This is a genomic window from Niallia nealsonii (assembly GCF_002835805.1).
GTDB lineage: Bacteria > Bacillota > Bacilli > Bacillales > Cytobacillaceae > Niallia > Niallia nealsonii.
Window position 1 is genome coordinate 18,485 of the sequence record NZ_PISE01000015.1, and the last position, 18,285, is coordinate 36,769.

15 protein-coding genes are annotated in these 18,285 nt (G+C 34.0%); 9 read left to right on the top strand and 6 right to left on the bottom strand.

The features are described 5' to 3' along the window. Window positions 1-132: 132 nt before the first annotated feature. From CWS01_RS07380 to CWS01_RS07395, 4 genes are all read left to right on the top strand, one after another. A complete protein-coding gene (locus tag CWS01_RS07380) occupies window positions 133-978 on the top strand; it encodes an ABC transporter ATP-binding protein (protein ID WP_101176552.1) in 846 nt (281 codons plus the stop codon). Further along, on the top strand, window positions 929-1,846 hold the full coding sequence (locus CWS01_RS07385; protein WP_101176553.1) for an iron-hydroxamate ABC transporter substrate-binding protein: 918 nt from the start codon (window positions 929-931) through the stop codon (window positions 1,844-1,846). The genes CWS01_RS07380 and CWS01_RS07385 overlap by 50 nt, the downstream gene beginning before the upstream one ends. Before the next feature lie 123 nt (window positions 1,847-1,969). After that, entirely contained in the window at window positions 1,970-2,977 is a 1,008-nt protein-coding gene (locus CWS01_RS07390) for a FecCD family ABC transporter permease (RefSeq protein WP_101176554.1), read from the top strand. Continuing rightward, entirely contained in the window at window positions 2,977-3,984 is a 1,008-nt protein-coding gene (locus CWS01_RS07395; protein WP_101176555.1) for a FecCD family ABC transporter permease, read from the top strand. Before CWS01_RS07390 ends, CWS01_RS07395 begins: the two co-directional genes overlap by 1 nt. A gap of 133 nt (window positions 3,985-4,117) precedes the next feature. On the opposite strand, the gene CWS01_RS07400 is transcribed toward CWS01_RS07395, so the two are convergent. Next, window positions 4,118-5,323: a sensor histidine kinase gene (locus CWS01_RS07400; RefSeq protein WP_101176556.1), complete on the bottom strand. Its 1,206-nt coding sequence runs from the start codon at window positions 5,321-5,323 to the stop codon at window positions 4,118-4,120. A 412-nt stretch (window positions 5,324-5,735) separates the two neighbouring features. On the opposite strand from CWS01_RS07400, the gene CWS01_RS07405 reads away from it, so the two are divergent. Beyond that, window positions 5,736-6,773, top strand: a complete 1,038-nt coding sequence (locus CWS01_RS07405; RefSeq protein WP_101176557.1) for a PTS transporter subunit IIC — start codon at window positions 5,736-5,738, stop codon at window positions 6,771-6,773. 277 nt (window positions 6,774-7,050) lie between these two features. Here the strand turns inward: CWS01_RS07405 and CWS01_RS07410 are convergent, their stop codons facing one another. Continuing rightward, on the bottom strand, window positions 7,051-7,485 hold the full coding sequence (locus CWS01_RS07410) for an RrF2 family transcriptional regulator (RefSeq protein ID WP_101176558.1): 435 nt from the start codon (window positions 7,483-7,485) through the stop codon (window positions 7,051-7,053). 182 nt (window positions 7,486-7,667) lie between these two features. Here CWS01_RS07410 and hmpA point away from each other — a divergent pair, with 182 nt between their 5' ends. Together hmpA and CWS01_RS07420 are read left to right on the top strand one after the other, a co-directional pair. After that, window positions 7,668-8,912, top strand: coding sequence for an NO-inducible flavohemoprotein (gene hmpA / locus CWS01_RS07415; RefSeq protein WP_101176559.1), 1,245 nt, complete (start codon window positions 7,668-7,670; stop codon window positions 8,910-8,912). A gap of 326 nt (window positions 8,913-9,238) precedes the next feature. Continuing rightward, window positions 9,239-10,165 (top strand): iron-hydroxamate ABC transporter substrate-binding protein, encoded by a 927-nt coding sequence (locus CWS01_RS07420; protein WP_101176560.1) that lies wholly within the window; start codon window positions 9,239-9,241, stop codon window positions 10,163-10,165. A 40-nt stretch (window positions 10,166-10,205) separates the two neighbouring features. On the opposite strand, the gene CWS01_RS07425 is transcribed toward CWS01_RS07420, so the two are convergent. From CWS01_RS07425 to CWS01_RS07435, 3 genes are all read right to left on the bottom strand, one after another. After that, entirely contained in the window at window positions 10,206-10,493 is a 288-nt protein-coding gene (locus CWS01_RS07425) for a YxcD family protein (protein WP_101176561.1), read from the bottom strand. Beyond that, a complete protein-coding gene (locus tag CWS01_RS07430; RefSeq protein WP_101176562.1) occupies window positions 10,481-10,918 on the bottom strand; it encodes a hypothetical protein in 438 nt (145 codons plus the stop codon). Before CWS01_RS07430 ends, CWS01_RS07425 begins: the two co-directional genes overlap by 13 nt. A 373-nt stretch (window positions 10,919-11,291) precedes the next feature. After that, window positions 11,292-12,194, bottom strand: a complete 903-nt coding sequence (locus CWS01_RS07435) for an EamA family transporter (RefSeq protein ID WP_101176563.1) — start codon at window positions 12,192-12,194, stop codon at window positions 11,292-11,294. A gap of 500 nt (window positions 12,195-12,694) precedes the next feature. Here CWS01_RS07435 and CWS01_RS07440 point away from each other — a divergent pair, with 500 nt between their 5' ends. Continuing rightward, window positions 12,695-14,158 (top strand): NAD(P)-binding domain-containing protein, encoded by a 1,464-nt coding sequence (locus tag CWS01_RS07440; protein ID WP_101176564.1) that lies wholly within the window; start codon window positions 12,695-12,697, stop codon window positions 14,156-14,158. Between the two features lie 170 nt (window positions 14,159-14,328). Here the strand turns inward: CWS01_RS07440 and CWS01_RS07445 are convergent, their stop codons facing one another. After that, window positions 14,329-15,654 (bottom strand): globin-coupled sensor protein, encoded by a 1,326-nt coding sequence (locus tag CWS01_RS07445; protein ID WP_101176565.1) that lies wholly within the window; start codon window positions 15,652-15,654, stop codon window positions 14,329-14,331. Window positions 15,655-16,201: 547 nt separating this feature from the next. Here CWS01_RS07445 and CWS01_RS07450 point away from each other — a divergent pair. Next, entirely contained in the window at window positions 16,202-18,118 is a 1,917-nt protein-coding gene (locus tag CWS01_RS07450; RefSeq protein WP_407938545.1) for a catalase, read from the top strand. The last annotated feature ends 167 nt before the right edge of the window (window positions 18,119-18,285 follow it).

Sequence of the window (18,285 nt, forward strand, 5' to 3'; positions counted from 1 at the left end):
AATTTTACCTTCTTTTTTGTTTTTTGACAATGGTGTATTGACAGAAATATTAAACGATAATATTATTTAACTATTCATTATTGATTATCATTCTCATTGAGATGGTAAATACGGTTCGTTAAGGAGGCTATTATGGTTCGTCTATATACAGAAGATATCAGCATTGGCTATGGTGAGCGTTTAATTGTAAAAAACCTATGTGTAGAAATACCGGACAAAAAAATTACTACTATTATTGGCTCGAATGGATGTGGAAAATCCACTCTTTTAAAAGCAATTACTAGGATTATCCCCCACCAATCCGGCTCTGCTCTATTAGATGGAGAAGAAATTTCCAAAATAAACACAAAGACTTTAGCAAAAAAAATGGCCATTCTTCCACAAACGCCAGAAAGTGTATCAGGATTAACGGTTGGAGAATTAGTATCGTACGGCAGATTCCCGCATCAAAAAGGTTTCGGCAAATTAACCAAAAAGGATATCGAAGCTATTGATTGGGCATTAGATGCAACTGGTACTTCTGAATTTAAATATCGACCTGTTGATGCACTTTCTGGAGGACAAAGACAGCGCGTATGGATAGCCATGGCCTTAGCCCAAGAAACGGATATCATTTTCCTTGATGAACCAACAACGTATCTAGATATGGCTCACCAACTGGAAGTACTAGAATGCCTGCAAAAATTAAATCGTGAGCAAGATCGCACCATTATTATGGTTCTGCATGATTTAAATCAAGCTGCACGCTTTGCTGACTATATTATCGCCTTAAAAGAAGGGGAAGTCGTAAAAGCAGGCAATTGTGAAGAAGTAATTACACATGAGGTGTTAGAAAAAGTTTTCCAAATTGATGCTGTAATAGGACGGGATCCAAGAACAAAAAAACCTATGTGCCTTACTTATCACTTAATTAAAGGAGAAAACAACTATGAAGAAGCTTTTAGTCCCGTTTATTCTAATCTTAGCGTTAGTTATTAGTGCATGCGGCAACACAAATGAAAAAAACGGCAAAGAAAATGAAAAAGAAAAATCTGGAACCATTACCTATCAGTCGGAAGATGGTCCAATTGAAGTACCAAAAAACCCGCAGCGTGTTGTAGTATTATCATCATTTGCTGGGAGTGTTATGTCATTAGGCGTTAATATAGTGGGAGTGGATTCCTGGTCAAAAGCAAATCCTCGTTTCGCAGAAGGTTTAAAAGGTGCACAAGAAATATCCGATGAGAATATAGAAAAAATAATTGAATTAAATCCAGATTTAATTATTGGTTTAGACAATGTTAAAAATATGGATAAATTAAAGAAAATTGCACCTACTGTAACCTTTACCTATGGAAAAGTTGATTATCTTACACAACAATTAGAAATTGGGAAAGTATTAAACAAAGAGAAAGAAGCACAAGATTGGATTGATGACTTTAAAGAACGTGCAGCGAGTACCGGAAAAGAGATCAAAGCAAAAATTGGCGAAGATGCAACGGTTACTGTCGTTGAAAATTTTAATAAGCAAATGTATGTATTCGGAAATAACTGGGGCCGTGGAACAGAGATTCTTTATCAAGAAATGGGACTGAAAATGCCGAAAAAAGTAGAAGAAATGGCACTTAAAGATGGCTATTATGCTATTTCATCAGAAGTTCTGCCTGAATACGTAGGAGATTATCTAGTAATCAGCAAATATAATGATCAAGATAATTCCTTCCAAGATACCCAAACATATAAAGATATGCCAGCAGTAAAGAATAACCATGTTTTTGAAGCAAACGCAAGCGAGTTCTACTTTAATGATCCACTGACACTTGATTTTCAACTAGATTTCTTTAAAGAACACTTTTTAGGAAAATAATTATTCTATTAAAATAACAAAACCATACCAAAAAGTAGCAGTTTCTACAAAAGAATTGCTACTTTCTTTTTAGAATTTAAACTTCTTCATTATACTTCTAAACTACAGAAAGAAAGATGATAAATGACAAAAAACACGACCTTTACCCAGTTCATTGCATGGAAATTTATAATAGCAATCCTTTTATTTATCGCCGTATTTTTTGTAGCGATGGTTTTTGGAGCCGCAGATGCGTCTATTAAAGATGTTTGGCTGGCTCTTACTACTAAAATAAAAAGCGATAATATAACTCTTCTTCGTGAAATTCGTCTGCCAAGAGAAGTTGGCGCTATTACCGTAGGGGCAGCTCTTGCCGTATCTGGAGCCATTATGCAGGGAATTACACGAAACCCTTTAGCTGACCCAGGCTTATTAGGCTTAACCGCAGGAGGAAACTTTGCCCTTGCTTTAACTTTAGCATTTATTCCATCTGCCAATTATTTCAGTATAATGATTGCTTGTTTTATCGGAGCAGCTCTTGGCACCTTGCTAGTTTTTGGAATTGGAGCTGTTAAAAAGCAGGGCTTATCTCCATTTAAACTCATTCTTGCAGGATCTGCTATTTCTGCTTTTTTAACAGCAGTTGCTGAAGGAATTGGCCTTATTTTTAAATTGTCCAAAAATATTTCTATGTGGACGTCTGGCGGTTTAATAGGAACTACTTGGGGACAGCTGCAATTAATTATTCCATTTATTCTAATTGGGATATTTATATCCTGTTTCCTTTCACGCCAACTGACTATTTTAAGTTTAAGCGAAGAAGTAGCCGTTGGTTTAGGGCAAAAAACAAAATATGTCAAAATAATTCTGTTTATAGTTATTACAATTCTAGCCGGCGCCTCCGTAGCACTTGTTGGAAATATGGCTTTCATTGGACTTATGATTCCACATATTGTACGTGCTATTGTAGGAACAGATTATCGCTATATTATTCCAATGTCAGCTATTTTTGGAGGAACATTTATGCTAGCTGCCGATACATTAGGAAGAATAATTAATGCCCCTTATGAAACACCAATTGCCGCAATTGTAGCCATGCTAGGATTGCCCTTCTTCCTGCTTATTGTCAACAAAGGGGGAAAAGGATACTGATGATACATCCAAGTGTTATAAAAAAACAGCAATTAATCTTAATCATATTATCCGCATTAACTATTTTTACCATTTTTATTAGTTTAGGCATTGGTGCTTCTTCCTTATCTTATAACCGTTTGCTACCTACCTTTTTGGGAAATGGCACTTTTAAAGAAGAATTTGTGCTCTTTTCCATTCGTTTGCCTAGAATTATTATTACTTTTTTAGCTGGTATGGCTCTTGCTCTTTCTGGTGCTATTTTGCAGAGCATTACCCGAAATGACTTAGCTGAGCCTGGTATCATCGGTATTAACTCTGGAGCTGGTGTCGCTGTAGCAGTATTTTTCTTATTTTTCCCTATAGAAGCGGGCAGCTTTACCTATTTGATCCCTATATTTGCATTTGCTGGTGCTTTTTTTACTTCTGTGCTTATTTACTTTTTCTCTTATAAGCGGGCTACTGGTTTTCAGCCAATTAGACTTGTATTAGTAGGTGTAGGCTTTTCCATGGCACTTTCGGGAATAATGATTGTTCTTATTTCTTCAGCAGAACGTGAAAAGGTAGATTTTATTGCCAAATGGCTTTCTGGTAATATTTGGGGATCTGATTGGATTTTTATTTACTCTATCCTTCCATGGCTGATTATACTTATTCCATTTGTTTTTTATAAAGCAAAACGATTAGATCTCTTAAGTTTAAACGAGCCTGTTGTAGTTGGACTTGGTGTATCCATCAATAAAGAAAGAGTAACCTTGCTTATTGCAGCAATCGCCTTGGCTTCTGCCGCTGTTTCTGTCGCAGGCAGCATCTTCTTTATCGGCTTAATGGCACCACATATTGCAAAGGCGCTAGTAGGCCCTAGAAATCAACTATTTCTTCCTGTTGCTATACTTATTGGAGGCTGGCTTCTTTTATTAGCAGACACCATTGGTCGAAATATAGTGGGTCCAGATGGAATTCCAGCAGGTATCGTAGTGGCTTTTATTGGAGCTCCCTATTTTATCTATTTGCTATTAAAAAAATAATTATTTAATATTTTTTCTGATTCTTCTTTTCTGATATCCAATTAGCTTTCTATGGAATGGCTCATGGATTGAAAAAATAAGGGGCAAAGAGACTGTCGAAGTCGCTTTGCCCCTTATTTTCATATCCATAATCTTATATACTACATGCAGGAAATTTAACTGTTACAGCAGTACCCTTCTCCTTTTCACTCTTAATATCCATCGTTCCTTGATATTTAAGAACGATATTATAACAAATCATCATCCCTAGACCAGTGCCTTTGCTCTTTAAAGAATAAAAAGGAGTTCCTAAGGATTGCAGCTCTTCTTTTGTCATTCCATGACCACTATCTATCACATTTATATAGATATAATTATTTTCCTTCTCATTAACGATTTTAATAGTCTGGCCATGACTAGATGCCTCAATTGCATTTTTAATTATATTAATAAACAACTGCTTAAATTCCATAGCGTCCATATTAATTTGACAGTCACTTTCTAACTCTAAGAAAAATTCGCTATCATTTAAGAAACTATAAGATTTCATTAAATCTACTATATTCTGAAGTTCTTGGCCCACATCTATAATTTCTGTATTTTTCTCTCCTGTATCTGGTTTTGCTACCATCAAAAATTGCGAGATTACTTTTTCAGCCATATTTAATTCATCCATCATTAAACGATAGGTACTTTTTCTATCTGAAGGAGTTGAAGCATCTGATTCATACAATTGTAAAAAACCTTTTACTACAGTCAGGGGATTTCTTATCTCATGGGCAACTGCCGCAGCAAGCTGCCATGTTGTCTTTAGTTTTTCTGATTGCTGCAAGTGTTCATAATATAGCTGCTGCTGCTTAATTCGATTATGAGTAAGCTGAAAAATAAAAAATATGATTGTTTGACTCCCAAGAAAGTTTGTAATATTGCCAATGATATCTATCCTCATATAGTTAAATGCTGGATTGCCTTCAAATAAAATAATATAGCTGTAGATAAGAGCATATAATAGACTGTTTAAAACGCTAGAGAAATAAAATAATTTTACATCAAAAAAAAGAATGGATAAAGCAGGTATAAAACAAATAAAAATAAAAGTTGACCATGTTTCCGGATAAATATAAAACAAAGAATAAAAGTATATAGTACCAGATAATATAATGCCTACTCTCATTAAAAATGTTTCATATTTAGGATAAATCAGCAATAAAATAGATATCACCATGACTATTGCTAATAAAAGCATGTATTCCACCGTAAAATGCTCATAGCTTGATATAATTCCTAATATCAGAAGTACAATAATTGCTAGTATGAAATTATAGTAATGCTTTATATTAATGTTCTTATATTTTTCCATTGTATAAACACCTTTATTCTACTGATAAATTTCCGACAACTATTCATATTTTATAAATAGTAAATCCCTGTCTAAAAGCTTAAATAGGCATTTCTAGATGATTAGAAACTTACCAGTCAAAGCTTAATAGGTTAATGATAAATAAAGTGAAACCTCAATCAATTTAGGCTTCTTTTTCGTTAATGCAATATTAAAATTTCTCTGCTTGAAGTTTCACTTTATTGTAACAAACAGAGAAAGTAATTAGTATATTTTTTGCAAAATACATATTTACGCTAAAAATATACTGATATATCTTTTATACACAATATTCCTTTTTCGCGTTGAAGTGTTAAAAAATAATTGTTGACGCTTTTCTGAATATTTTTTATAATTAACTCCAAAATAATGAATCTGATTGGAGTAATTTGGCATGAAAGAGTTTTTCAATAAATTATTAACAGGAATGAGTATTGGTATTGTTGTATCTTTAATCCCTAATGCCTTATTAGGGGAAATCTTAAAATTACTGATTCCTAACTTTCCTTTTTTACAGCATATATTAGATATTACAACCATTATAATGAGTCTTCTTCCAGTTATGATTGGGGTAATGATTGGGATATCGTTTAAATTAACAGCTATCCAAACTGCAAGTGTTGGAATAGCTGCAATGGTCGGCAGCGGCGCCATTCAAAAAACCGCCGATGGTTTATTTGCACTAAATGGAATTGGCATTGTTGTCAACACAGGAATTACTGCTGCATTAACTGTTTTATTTGTGAAATTTGTTGGAAATCGACTAAAGGAATATTCTATTCTATTGCTTCCAACCTTAAGCATTCTTATCCCTGGTATGATAGGGTACTTGATTTTGCCTTACATGAAATCAACTACTGGTTTAATCGGTGTTGCTATTGCTAAAACTACATCATTGCAGCCAGTTATAATGAGTATCATTATTTCTGTTGTTTTCTGTATTATCATTTTATCGCCTATTTCAACAGTTGGAGTAGCTACCGTTATCTCACTATCTGGAATTGGATCAGGTGCTGCAAATTTAGGGATTGTTGCTGCAGGCATTGGTCTAGCAATTGCCAGCTACAAAGCTAATGCACTAGGAACAGCATTAGCACATGTATTAGGATCTCCCAAAATACAAATGCGCAACTTTTTTATGAAACCTAAAATTATTATTCCCATGCTGATTACAGCAGCTGTTTTAGGTGCCTTGGCAGGAATATTAAATATTCAAGGTACTCCTTATAGTGCTGGATTTGGATTGTCTGGCCTAGTAGGACCACTTAATTATATGCACTTAGCAGATGGCGGCTGGACTCCCCAAAATATAACGATCATGATTAGTATTTTCTTTGTTCTTCCAATTGTTTTAAATTCAGTTCTTATTTATATATTCTCTAGAAAATTAAAGATGATTAAATCTGAAGACTATAAACTGCATTTTGATTGATGCAAAAAACCGAACAAAATTTTGTTCGGTTTTTTTATTATCTAGTACTTTATATAGTACTAGATAATTTATAAGCAATAATTTTATCATCTATAATAATAAGGTATTCTCCCTATGGATCTTTTATGAACCAAATTGTTTCATGTGGAACAATTTGGTTTTCTTCCACATCGATTTTATTAAGTTCCATTATTTATTGCCTCACCAAATATCATTTTGATAAAGTAAATATTAATTAGTAGGTGTCTTACTGCTTATTTAATAAAGATACGGAATTCTACTTAACAGATAAATACTGTTTCAGCAAAACATTATTTTCGATGACATCTTCTAAAGTATATTGATCCAGCACCTTCAGAAATTGGTTTAATGCTTCGTTTAATATATGTTTTAATGAACAAACAGGGGTAATAACGCACTTGCTTCCACTTTCAAAGCATTCGACCAAATAAAAATCTTCTTCTGTTTTACGGACAACTTCTCCCATATTAATATCTACTGGATCCATTGCTAAGCGCATGCCTCCATTTCTCCCTCTAACCGTTTCAATATAACCCATTTTCCCCAAATTATAGGTAACTTTCATTAAATGATTTTTAGAAATACTATAGGTGTCTGCTATTTCTTTTATATTAACCAGCTTTTCCTCTGTATTTGTTCCTAAATAAATAAGTACTCTTAATGAGTAATCGGTATAACTAGTTAGCCTCACGATTATTACTCCTATCTTGATTATATTTTTACGTTTTAAATAGTGTAAATGTGAACATTTTGTTAACTTATCTAAATAAAGATTTAAAAGATTTATTTTAAATATTGCTTTTAAGTTTTTTTAGTCTTAGTATAAAAACATAAAAGATGTATTTTAAATACTACTTTAAAGGAGTTATTTGTATGCTATCACAAAAATCAATTGAAATCATTAAATCTACCGTTCCCGTTTTAGAAGTACACGGCACAGAAATTACTACTGTATTCTATAAAAATATGTTTGAAGCTCACCCGGAATTACTAAATATTTTTAACCATACTAATCAAAAGCAAGGCAGACAACAGACTGCTCTTGCAAATACCGTTCTAGCTGCAGCAAAAAATATCGATAAACTCGAAACTATTATCCCAGTTGTAAAGCAAATTGCTCATAAACACCGCAGTCTAGCAGTAAAGGCAGAACATTATCCAATTGTAGGACAATTTCTTCTTCAATCTATTAAAGAGGTTCTTGGAGACGCTGCGACAGATGAAATTATTAATGCATGGGCAGAAGCTTATGGTGTCATTGCAGATGTCTTTATCAATATAGAAAAAGAAATGTATGCAGAAGCAAAAAATCAAGAAGATGGTTGGTCTGATTATAAAAACTTTAAAGTAATTGATAAAGTGGTAGAAAGCGAATGCATTACATCCTTTTATTTAGCAGCAGAAGATGGCAGTTTTCTTCCAGCATTTATACCAGGGCAATATATTTCTATCCGTATTTCTATTCCTGGGGAGCAATTCTTATTTAATCGTCAATATAGCTTATCCACTTCCCCAAATAAAAAGCACTATCGTATTTCTGTAAAAAGAGAAGCAGAAATCTCTAAACCTGCAGGAAAGATATCCAACTATCTTCATGATCAGATAGATATTGGAGATATAATAGAAGCTACAGCACCTGCAGGGGAGTTTACTTTAAACAACCTTTCCGAAAACAAAAAGCTTGTTTTCCTAAGCGGAGGCGTTGGAATTACTCCATTTATGAGTATGGTAAATGACATAGCTGACAAACAATTAAATCTTGAAATAGACTTTATTCATGCTGCTAGAAACGGGAAGGTTCAAGCATTTAAAACGGAATTGCAAGAATTAAAAAATAAAATAGCCAATTTCCATTTATCTTATCTATACGACAATCCTTCAGAGGAAGATCAAAAAGATATCCATTTCCGCAAAACGGGAGTTATTGATACTGAATGGCTAAAAAACAATATTGCTGATAAAAATGCTGATTATTATGTATGTGGACCTGTTCCATTTTTGCACAATGTGATAGCAAGTTTAAAAGAAATCGGTGTGAATGATGCTTCTATTCACTATGAATTTTTTGGGCCATCTGTAAACTTAGAAAATGAAAAACCAGCATTAACTAGAGAATAGTTTATTTTATTTCTTTATCTGGGAGGTTCTATTAATAGGACCTCTTTTTATTTTCTAATGAAAAAATGCTTCGTTTTCCACTTTTCACAAAATACACATATGGTAGAAAAGCTCACATCAACAATTAGCTTTATTCTAATATATTATATTCTTTCATGCTAGTTTAAAAGCAAAAAAATCAGAAAATATATTGACAATCTATTGAACTGACTTTATATTTAAAACGTAAATAATATTGATAATCATTATCATTTTTACTAATGATTTACCATTGTTATTATCGATAGTCAAACTACTAAAAATATATATACTATGGGGGAACCATCATGAAAAAGGTTTTATTTTCAATTATTCTGCTGTTAATTCTAGCTTTAAGCGCATGCGGAAGTAGCAGTTCAGAAAAAAAGGAAAGCACTAATAAAAAAGAAGAAAAAGAAGAATTTTTTACATATGAATCAGAAACAGGTCCTGTTGAGGTCCCAACAGATCCAAAACGTGTTATTCTTTTATCTGGTTTTACAGGAAATGTTTTAAAATTAGGTGTAAATATTGCCGGCGTAGACGTTTGGTCTAAATCCAATCCTCGCTTCGAAAACGAATTAAAAGATGCAGAAGAAGTGTCCGATGAAAACTTAGAAAAAATTATCGAATTAGATCCAGATTTAATTATTGGTTTATCTAATATTAAAAATATTGATAAATTAAAAGAAATCGCACCAACTGTTACCTATACTTGGGGCAAATTAGACTATTTAAGTCAACATATTGAATTAGGGAAACTTTTAAATAAAGAAAAAGAGGCAACTGCTTGGGTAGATGATTTTAAACAGCGTGCACAGGAAGCTGGAGAAAAAGTAAAAGCGAAAATCGGCGAAGATGCTACTGTTACAGTAATGGAAGGTTATGATAAAGACCTTTATATATTCGGAAATAATTGGGCACGTGGAACTGAGATATTGTATCAGGGAATGCAATTGAAAATGCCTGAAAAAGTTAAAAAAGATGCATTAAAAGCTGGCTACTATACAATATCTGCTGAAGTAATTCCAGAGTATGCAGGCGACTATATTATATTCAGCAAATATTCTAGTGCAGATAACTCCTTCCAAGAATCTGAAACGTATAAAAATATTCCTGCAGTAAAAAATAATCGCGTGCTTGAAATAGATGGAGAGTCTTCTTCTTTCACAGATCCTTATACACTCGATGATCAATTAAAAACATTTGAAAAATTCTTTTTAGAAAGCAAATAAAAAAAACAGCCAAAGTGCATGGTGCACTTTGGTTATTTTTTTATTGAGTCACAGCAATAATTCCCATCTCATCATCGAGCTCTAGCTTTATTCCGATATAAGGGTCAATATGCATATACTCATCCATCCATAAACGCAATGCTTCTATTATATTCTGTGTAATCAATATCTGCTTGCGCCCACCGACATATGTTTCTGCGGAAAATCCATAATCGTCATCATACATTAATTCTACTTCTACCTCTTCTGGTTTTACTTGCTTTTTGCGAGAAGTATATACACATAAAGCATTAATAATATCTTGTTCAGATATAATTAGTTTCTCCATGAATTTGCTTCTTCTTTCTTTTTATTTTTAAAGTACATAAATATTTTACGAAGGATGCCAATTAACAAAACAATTGCGAATACATTAATCATAAATCCTAGAATAGATCCTAATACCCCCATATTCGCAAATAAACTTCCAAATAATAACCCTGCTAGTCCACCAACCATTAAACCTTTCATTAAGCCGCCAGAAAAGAAACCTTTGTTTGATTTAGTTGCAGTTGTAGTATCATTCGACTTTTTCTTTTGAAAAAAAGAATTTGTATTCGAATTATTTGTATTGCTATTAGATTGATTAAAGCTCCTTTTTCCTGATTTATAGGACTTTGCCTCAACAGTTTTTATTTGGTCTTGAACTATCACACTTCCTAGTGGTGAAAACATAATAGTAAAGGTAAGCAATGCTGCAAATAATTTTTTCATATCGAAATTCCTCCATTAATTTAGTATTATCTATTGCCTATTTTTTATCTTTCCCTTAAAAATTAGATTTTTCTCCCCCCCTACAAAAGAAACGATCTGCTGTTTTTCCTAAAAAACAAAAAACCTTCACCATATAATTGGTAAAGGTTTATATTAGACATATTTATCCCTTTACCGTATAGGCAAAGGTCTCGCAAACAACGTATCGTTGCCAGCTAGGCCGGTGATTAAAAAAAATCACGTATTGACGACATAACTGTTAGCTACTCCCCTTTGGAGTATTTTATTGTTAACTTTATTTTAGTATAAAGAAATTTACCCGTCAAGTAAAAGCCATTTTTCACATAATGTGTTTTGATACATGGAAATACCCTTATGCTACATGGGTTGCTTGCTGTTGTCTTTTTTTCTTTATAAAGTACACATTTGGAACAATAATTCCAACCAAAATAAGAAAAATGCCAATCCATTGGAGCCCTGATACTGTTTCATGCAAGAATGTAATAGAAGCAATGGCCACTACTGGCAGCTCTACACTGCTTAAAATAGTCCCAAGTCCGGCACCCACTTTAGGAGCTCCTATTGAAAAACAGATTACTGGAAGAACAACACCGAATAAACCAAGAAAAAATCCATACTTCCATAAGCCCTCTAATAGAGCACCGCTCGAGAGAAATGTCGGAGGAAATACACTACAGATTATAATAGTCGCCCCTGTTGTCATATAAAAACTTTTTGTGTAAGCCGGAACTCTTGTCGCAATACGACTATTAAAAAAGATATTTAAAGCAAAAAAACAAGCTGCCAATAAACCAAAGATTATACCACTTCCCGAATAATATAGGGAGCTGCCGTTAAAAATTCCTCCTGCAAAAAGAGTCCCGATAAATAGTATAGAAATAGACAGCCATTTATCTTTTCCTGGGAATTTTTTATTGGCAATAGCTTCAATAATGACGCCAATCCATGTGAATTGAAATAAAAAAACAATTGCAACGGAGGCCGATAATTCCTTTACAGCAAAACCGTAAGTAATGCCTGTTAAACTCATTGGAATACCTGCCAGCAATAAGGAAAAAATTAATTTTTTCGATAAACGGAACTTCGAAGAAACCAACACTACTAAAAATAGCCCTAACCAGCCAAATAGATATTGCCCTCCTACTAATTCATTGACAGTAAAACCACTTTCCATTCCAAGTTTAATAGCTGTTGAAAGCAAACCATAACTAATCGCTCCAGCGAGTACGAAGAACGAGTACTTTAACTTCTTCATAATAAAAAAGATTCCTCCATTCAGTTAATTTATTCTCCCTCGCTCCTTTTTACGCAAAAAAACCCATCATCCTAATTAGGTAGGATAATGGGTGAACGAAACAGAGTCAGACTCTACAAAATTTCACCACTCGCTTTACAAAACGAGTTTGCGAATTCTTATTGATACTTCTATGTGTTATTTTATCAAGGTATTTAAAAAACGGTCAATGCGAAATAAAAATATCTAAAAATAAACATTTTTCAAAATAAATTTAATTCTTATAAAACAAGACTAGTTTAAATAACTAAAAATTTATAGAAAATTTAGATATATTAAACATACAATTAAATTATAGAAATGATAAGATATGAACAAGGTATAAGTTTGTTATCAAAACTAACATTACGGCGTTATCAAAAAGAACATATAATTAAATAATATCGTTATCATTAACCACATTATAGAACTTTTGAGATGGAAATTTATTTCGCGGTAAAAAAAGAAAGGATGATTAGCATATGAGCTTAGACGCATTAAATAAAAGAGTAAAGACAGATTTAGCCTATCTTAACTTTGGAGGTCCAGATTGGGTTCGTCCTATCCAACATCCTGAAGGTCATGTTTATGATGTAGTTATCGTTGGAGGCGGACAAAGTGGATTAGGCATAGCTTTTGGTCTTTTACGTGAGCGAATCTCTAATATTCTTATAATTGATGAAAATAAAGAAGGGTTAGAAGGCCCTTGGGAAACTTATGCCCGTATGGTTACGCTGCGCACACCTAAACATTTGACATCCATCGATCTTGGTGTTCCTTCCTTAACATTCCGATCTTTTTGGGAAGCACAGACTGGTATAGAAGGATGGGAAAAAGTAGATAAAATTCCTAAAGGAGACTGGATGAATTATTTGCGGTGGTATCGTAAAGTACTTCAATTGCCTGTCATCAATGAAGTAACACTAAATGATATTGAGCCCGATGAAACAGGCGTCCACAAACTTCATATTGGAGGAGCAGGAGCACCCAGCGACAAACTTCTTGCCCGTAAAGTGATTCTCGCGACCGGTATTCAAGGCGGCGGAGAATGGCATGTCCCATCATTTATATCAGATAAACTTCCAAAAACTCTTTATGCACATACTTCAAAAGATATCGATTTTGAAAAACTAAAAGGGAAAAAGATTGCTATTTTAGGCGGTGGTGCATCAGCATACGATAACGCAAATTTTGCATTATCTGAAGGGGTAGGAGAAGTGCATGTATTTGTTCGCCGAAAAGAAATGCCTCGTATCAACCCAATTCGTCAAATGGAAATATCTGGTTTAATTGAAAGATTTCCTGCGCTATCCGACAGCGAAAAATATACGGCAATTTCCCATTTTTTCAAACATAACCAGCCGCCAACAAATGATACGTTTAGCCGTGCAACATCTTGGCCTGGATTTAATCTTCATTTAGGTGCTCCATGGCTAGATGTAGAAGCAACAGTAGATGGTGCGGTAGTAACTACACCACAAGGAAAGTTCACTTTTGATTTTCTTATCATTAGTACAGGTTTATTGACAGACCCTGGCTTGCGTCCTGAATTAAAACGTGTTGAAAAGCATATTGCGCGTTGGAGCGATCGTTACCAAGCATCAGAAGATGTTGCTAGCCCACTGCTTGATGCACATCCATATTTAAGCCCTGGCTTTGCATTTTTAAGCCGTGGTAAAGAAGGAGAAAAACTATTGTATGGTCTTTTTGCCTTCAATTATTCTGCCTTGATTAGTTGTGGTTTATCAGCATCTGCTCTTTCAGGAATGCGCTATGGCATTCCAAGAATTGTATCTGCTGTTGCAGATGAGCTTTTCCTTGAACATAAAAATGAAAGTTTACAGGAATTCCTTACTTATGATGTAGAAGAGTTTATAGGAGAATGGCCGCCAAAAAAGACGGCTGAAGATGCAGCCTCTCCGTCTAATACACAGACCATTTCCTAAGATTAAATTCTATCTTTTTCATTAAATTACAAGATTATAAACAGAGGAATGACCTAGAATATATAAGCATTCCTCTATTTATAATCTAAATCTAGTAAAGAAAGAATATTTAGTTGAAAATCATTTAAACAAGCAAATTCTGACGTTAAACAACATGCTTATATTGTTTCTTAATTTAATCGTTGTTGAAAACGCTCCGATACTTGATTTAACTCCTCTGTAGACAATGCTACTTTTGTTGACATATCATCTATATCTTTTATCCCTATAGCTATATTTTGTATTTCTTTTTCCATTCTTTTATTTTGATCTTTTGTTTCAACCATTGCTCTCAGGATCTCAGCAAAGTACTTATCTGTATCACACATCCCCTTCATTCCTTGTGCAACCAAAGTATTTACCTTATCAAGGGAAACAGCCACATTCATAACTTGCTGATTTGTTTCTCCAATTAACTTTGCCACATTCTCCGTAGACTGTTTCGTTTGATCTGATAATTTTCGAATTTCATTTGCTACCACAGCAAAACCCTTGCCATGCTCTCCTGCTCTGGCAGCTTCAATAGATGCATTAAGAGACAAAAGATTAGTTTGGCTAGCAATATTACTTACAATCTGTATCACTTCAATAATCTGCTCCGATATTTGCTGAAGGTTTTGAGAGTCTCTTTTAATAGCAGACATGCTTTCATCGATATCCTCCATATTTCTGCTTTGTGCATCTAGCTGCAGCTTTCCTTCTTCGGAATACTGTTCAGATTGATTAGCCAGATCTAAACTCACTTGAGCTAAGGACACCATATTATCTGATTGAACATTTAATTGGTTGATTGATAAACTTGTAGCATTAGCTATTGCTGCTAGACCCTCTGCTGTTATACTTACTTCTTTTATAAAATCATCTTTTTGTCTTTCATAGACTGCATGAATCTTTTTATTCTCTTCCTCATAGGCTTCTAAGACTATTTGCTCCTCAAAGTTAATTAACTTTCCTATAACCATAATCGCCATTACTACATCATTTCGGTCAGCGAATATGTTCTCCACCAGTTTTATTAAAGAATTAAATAAATCTTGGAATGCTGACATATACCACTTTGTTTCCAAGCCTATTCTTACATGCACTTGAGCAATTCTTTTTCTCTTTTCCAGAAATTCTTCATTGATGTCACCATTAAACAATTCAATAATGTGCACTTTTAATGTTTTTTTTAATCTATCTACACTACTATGCTTTTCGATTATGGCTAACAAATTAGGTTGCTTTGTAATATTCCCATAAAACTCCTCTGTCACCCAATCAATATTTTTCTCCACAATTGGTTTGATTACTTTAACCATTCTTAAATCTTTTTCTGTTAAATTAATAATCTGAAGTTGCCAGTGCAACTCATTCTTACTAGAAATAGAAATATTCCCATTTAAAGATTTTGCTTGTTCTATTAAACTTATTTGTTCTGTTCCTTTGTTCCACTTAAAAAATTCCTGCAACCCCATAATCTAATTCTCCTTTTCTTTCCCCTGCCATTACTCTTCAAACAGAATAATTCTTAAAAAATGCAGTAATGTATTGAATGTTAACGCTTTATCACGCATTAACAGGCAGTAATCTCCCCACCTCAAGTTATAAGAGGAAACGCGAAATCTAGGTGAGTATAACTGCCCGTAAAAGTCTAATTGGTTCAACCAACAATCAGTAGGGATAGAGCAAACCCCTACTGATTGAAGTTTCACTTTATAAAGAATAACTTTTTTATTTTTACAGAAAAAAATAATTATCACCTTTACATCGACAGATAGATTCCTGAATTTAACACATTTATACATTTCGTTACCAATTACCTACTTTTCAAATAAATGAAATGTAAAATATCTTTATGTTTTACATAGAAAAAATAGGGGAATTGAAAGAAAAGACTTGCACTGTACTACATAACTAATTAGAGGAGGCCTTCTTGTGGAAAACAAAAAGACAAAGCAGTTAAAAAATTTTAAAATTGATAATGAGCAAAAAGCTGGATTAACAACGAACCAAGGCCTCAAAATGGCAGAGGATGAATTTTCTTTAAAAGCTGGATTAAGAGGCCCAACACTTTTAGAAGATTTCCATTTTAGAGAAAAAATGACCCACTTTGACCACGAGCGCATTCCTGAACGAATTGTACATGCTCGGGGAGTAGGAGCACATGGGGTTTTTCAAGTATATGAATCTTTAGAAAAATACACAAAAGCTAACTTCCTTAATGATTCTTCTAAAATTACGCCTGTTTTTGTGCGCTTTTCCACTGTCCAGGGTTCAAGAGGATCAAGTGATACAGTCAGAGATGTACGCGGCTTTGCAACAAAGTTCTATACAGATGAAGGCAACTATGATTTAGTAGGCAATAATATGCCTGTTTTCTTTATTCAGGATGCCATTAAATTCCCTGATTTTGTTCATGCTGTTAAGCCGGAACCAGATACAGAAGTGCCCCAAGGAGCTAGCGCTCATGATACATTTTGGGATTTTTTCGGGCAAAATCCAGAATCTGCGCATATGATTATGTGGGCAATGAGTGACCGTGCTATTCCTCGCAGCTTACGGATGATGGAAGGTTTTGGTGTCCATACATTCCGCTTGGTTAATAAAGAGGGGAAAGCACATTTTGTTAAATTTCATTGGAAGCCTGCACTCGGCGTTCACTCACAAGTTTGGGATGAAGCACAAAAAGCTGCCGGAAAAAACCCAGATTTCCATCGGATAGATTTATATGAAGCAATCAGTAAAGGAGACTTTCCAGAATGGGAGCTAGGACTTCAACTAATTCCGGAAGAGGATGAGTTCAAGTTCGATTTTGATATATTAGATCCAACAAAGCTTTGGCCTGAGGAAGAAGTGCCCGTAAAACTTGTTGGCAAAATGACGTTAAATCGGAATGTTGATAATTTTTTTGCAGAAACAGAACAAATTGCCTTTCATCCAGGCCATGTAGTTCCAGGTATTGACTTTTCGAATGACCCTTTATTACAAGGAAGATTATTTTCCTATACTGATACACAGCTTTCTCGTTTAGGTGGTCCAAACTTTCATCAAATCCCAATTAATAGACCGGTTTGCCCGTTCCATAATAATCAGCGTGATGGTATGCACCAAATGGCTATTCATCATGGACAAACAAGCTACCATCGCAATAGTTTAAATAATAATCAGCCAGAACCAGTACCTGAAAGCCAAGGTGGTTATGAACATTATCAAGAAAAGGTGGATGGACGTAAGGTACGTGAACGAAGTGAAAGTTTTTTAGATTTTTATTCGCAAGCAAAATTATTCTATAATAGCCTTGCATCTTATGAACAACAACATCTTAAAGATGCGCTTAGCTTTGAACTAGGAAAATGTAAGTCTCAGCAAGTGAAGGACAATGCCATTGCTGTGTTAAATCATATTGATAGACAAGTAGCAGAAGAAGTTTCTGAAAATATCGGCGCTTTGCTTCCACAAGAAAATAATGAAGTAAAGTCTGATAAAAAATCACCAGCCCTCAGCATGGCAAATACTATTAAAAAACCAGATACAAAAAATGTTGCCATACTTTTAAATGGCGCACCAGATTCAAATAAGATTACCGAATGGGTTAAAGTACTCGCATCTTCTAAAATAAACTTTAGTATTGTAGATAAAAAAGTTCATTCCCTAAATGAAAATGTAAAAGTTACAGATACTTATGACACAGCAGACAGCAGCCTGTTTGATGCAGCTTTGCTTATTAGCAGTGATAACAAATTAGATAAAAAGCCTTTAGAATTTATTGAAATGTCCTTTAAACATTTTAAGCCCCTTGCTTTTTTTGTTCAGAATAAAAAGTCTTTAGATAATATCCGCATCGATTTAAATGATCCTGGCGTCTTTAATCTTTCCACCAAAGATATAACAGACTTTATTAAAGGCATTGCAGAAAGCCGTTTCTGGGATCGTAAATAACAATAAAAATGTCAATCTAAATTAGGGGTTTTTAGAGTATAGACAAAGTGTGTTTGGGCTGATGAAAAACATTTTTTTGCATCCGAGCAAGGCGAGCAACAAAGAAAGCGGGCGCCTTTTCAACAGCCTCAAAGAAAAAAATAGGATAAACACTTCTTCTTCATCCT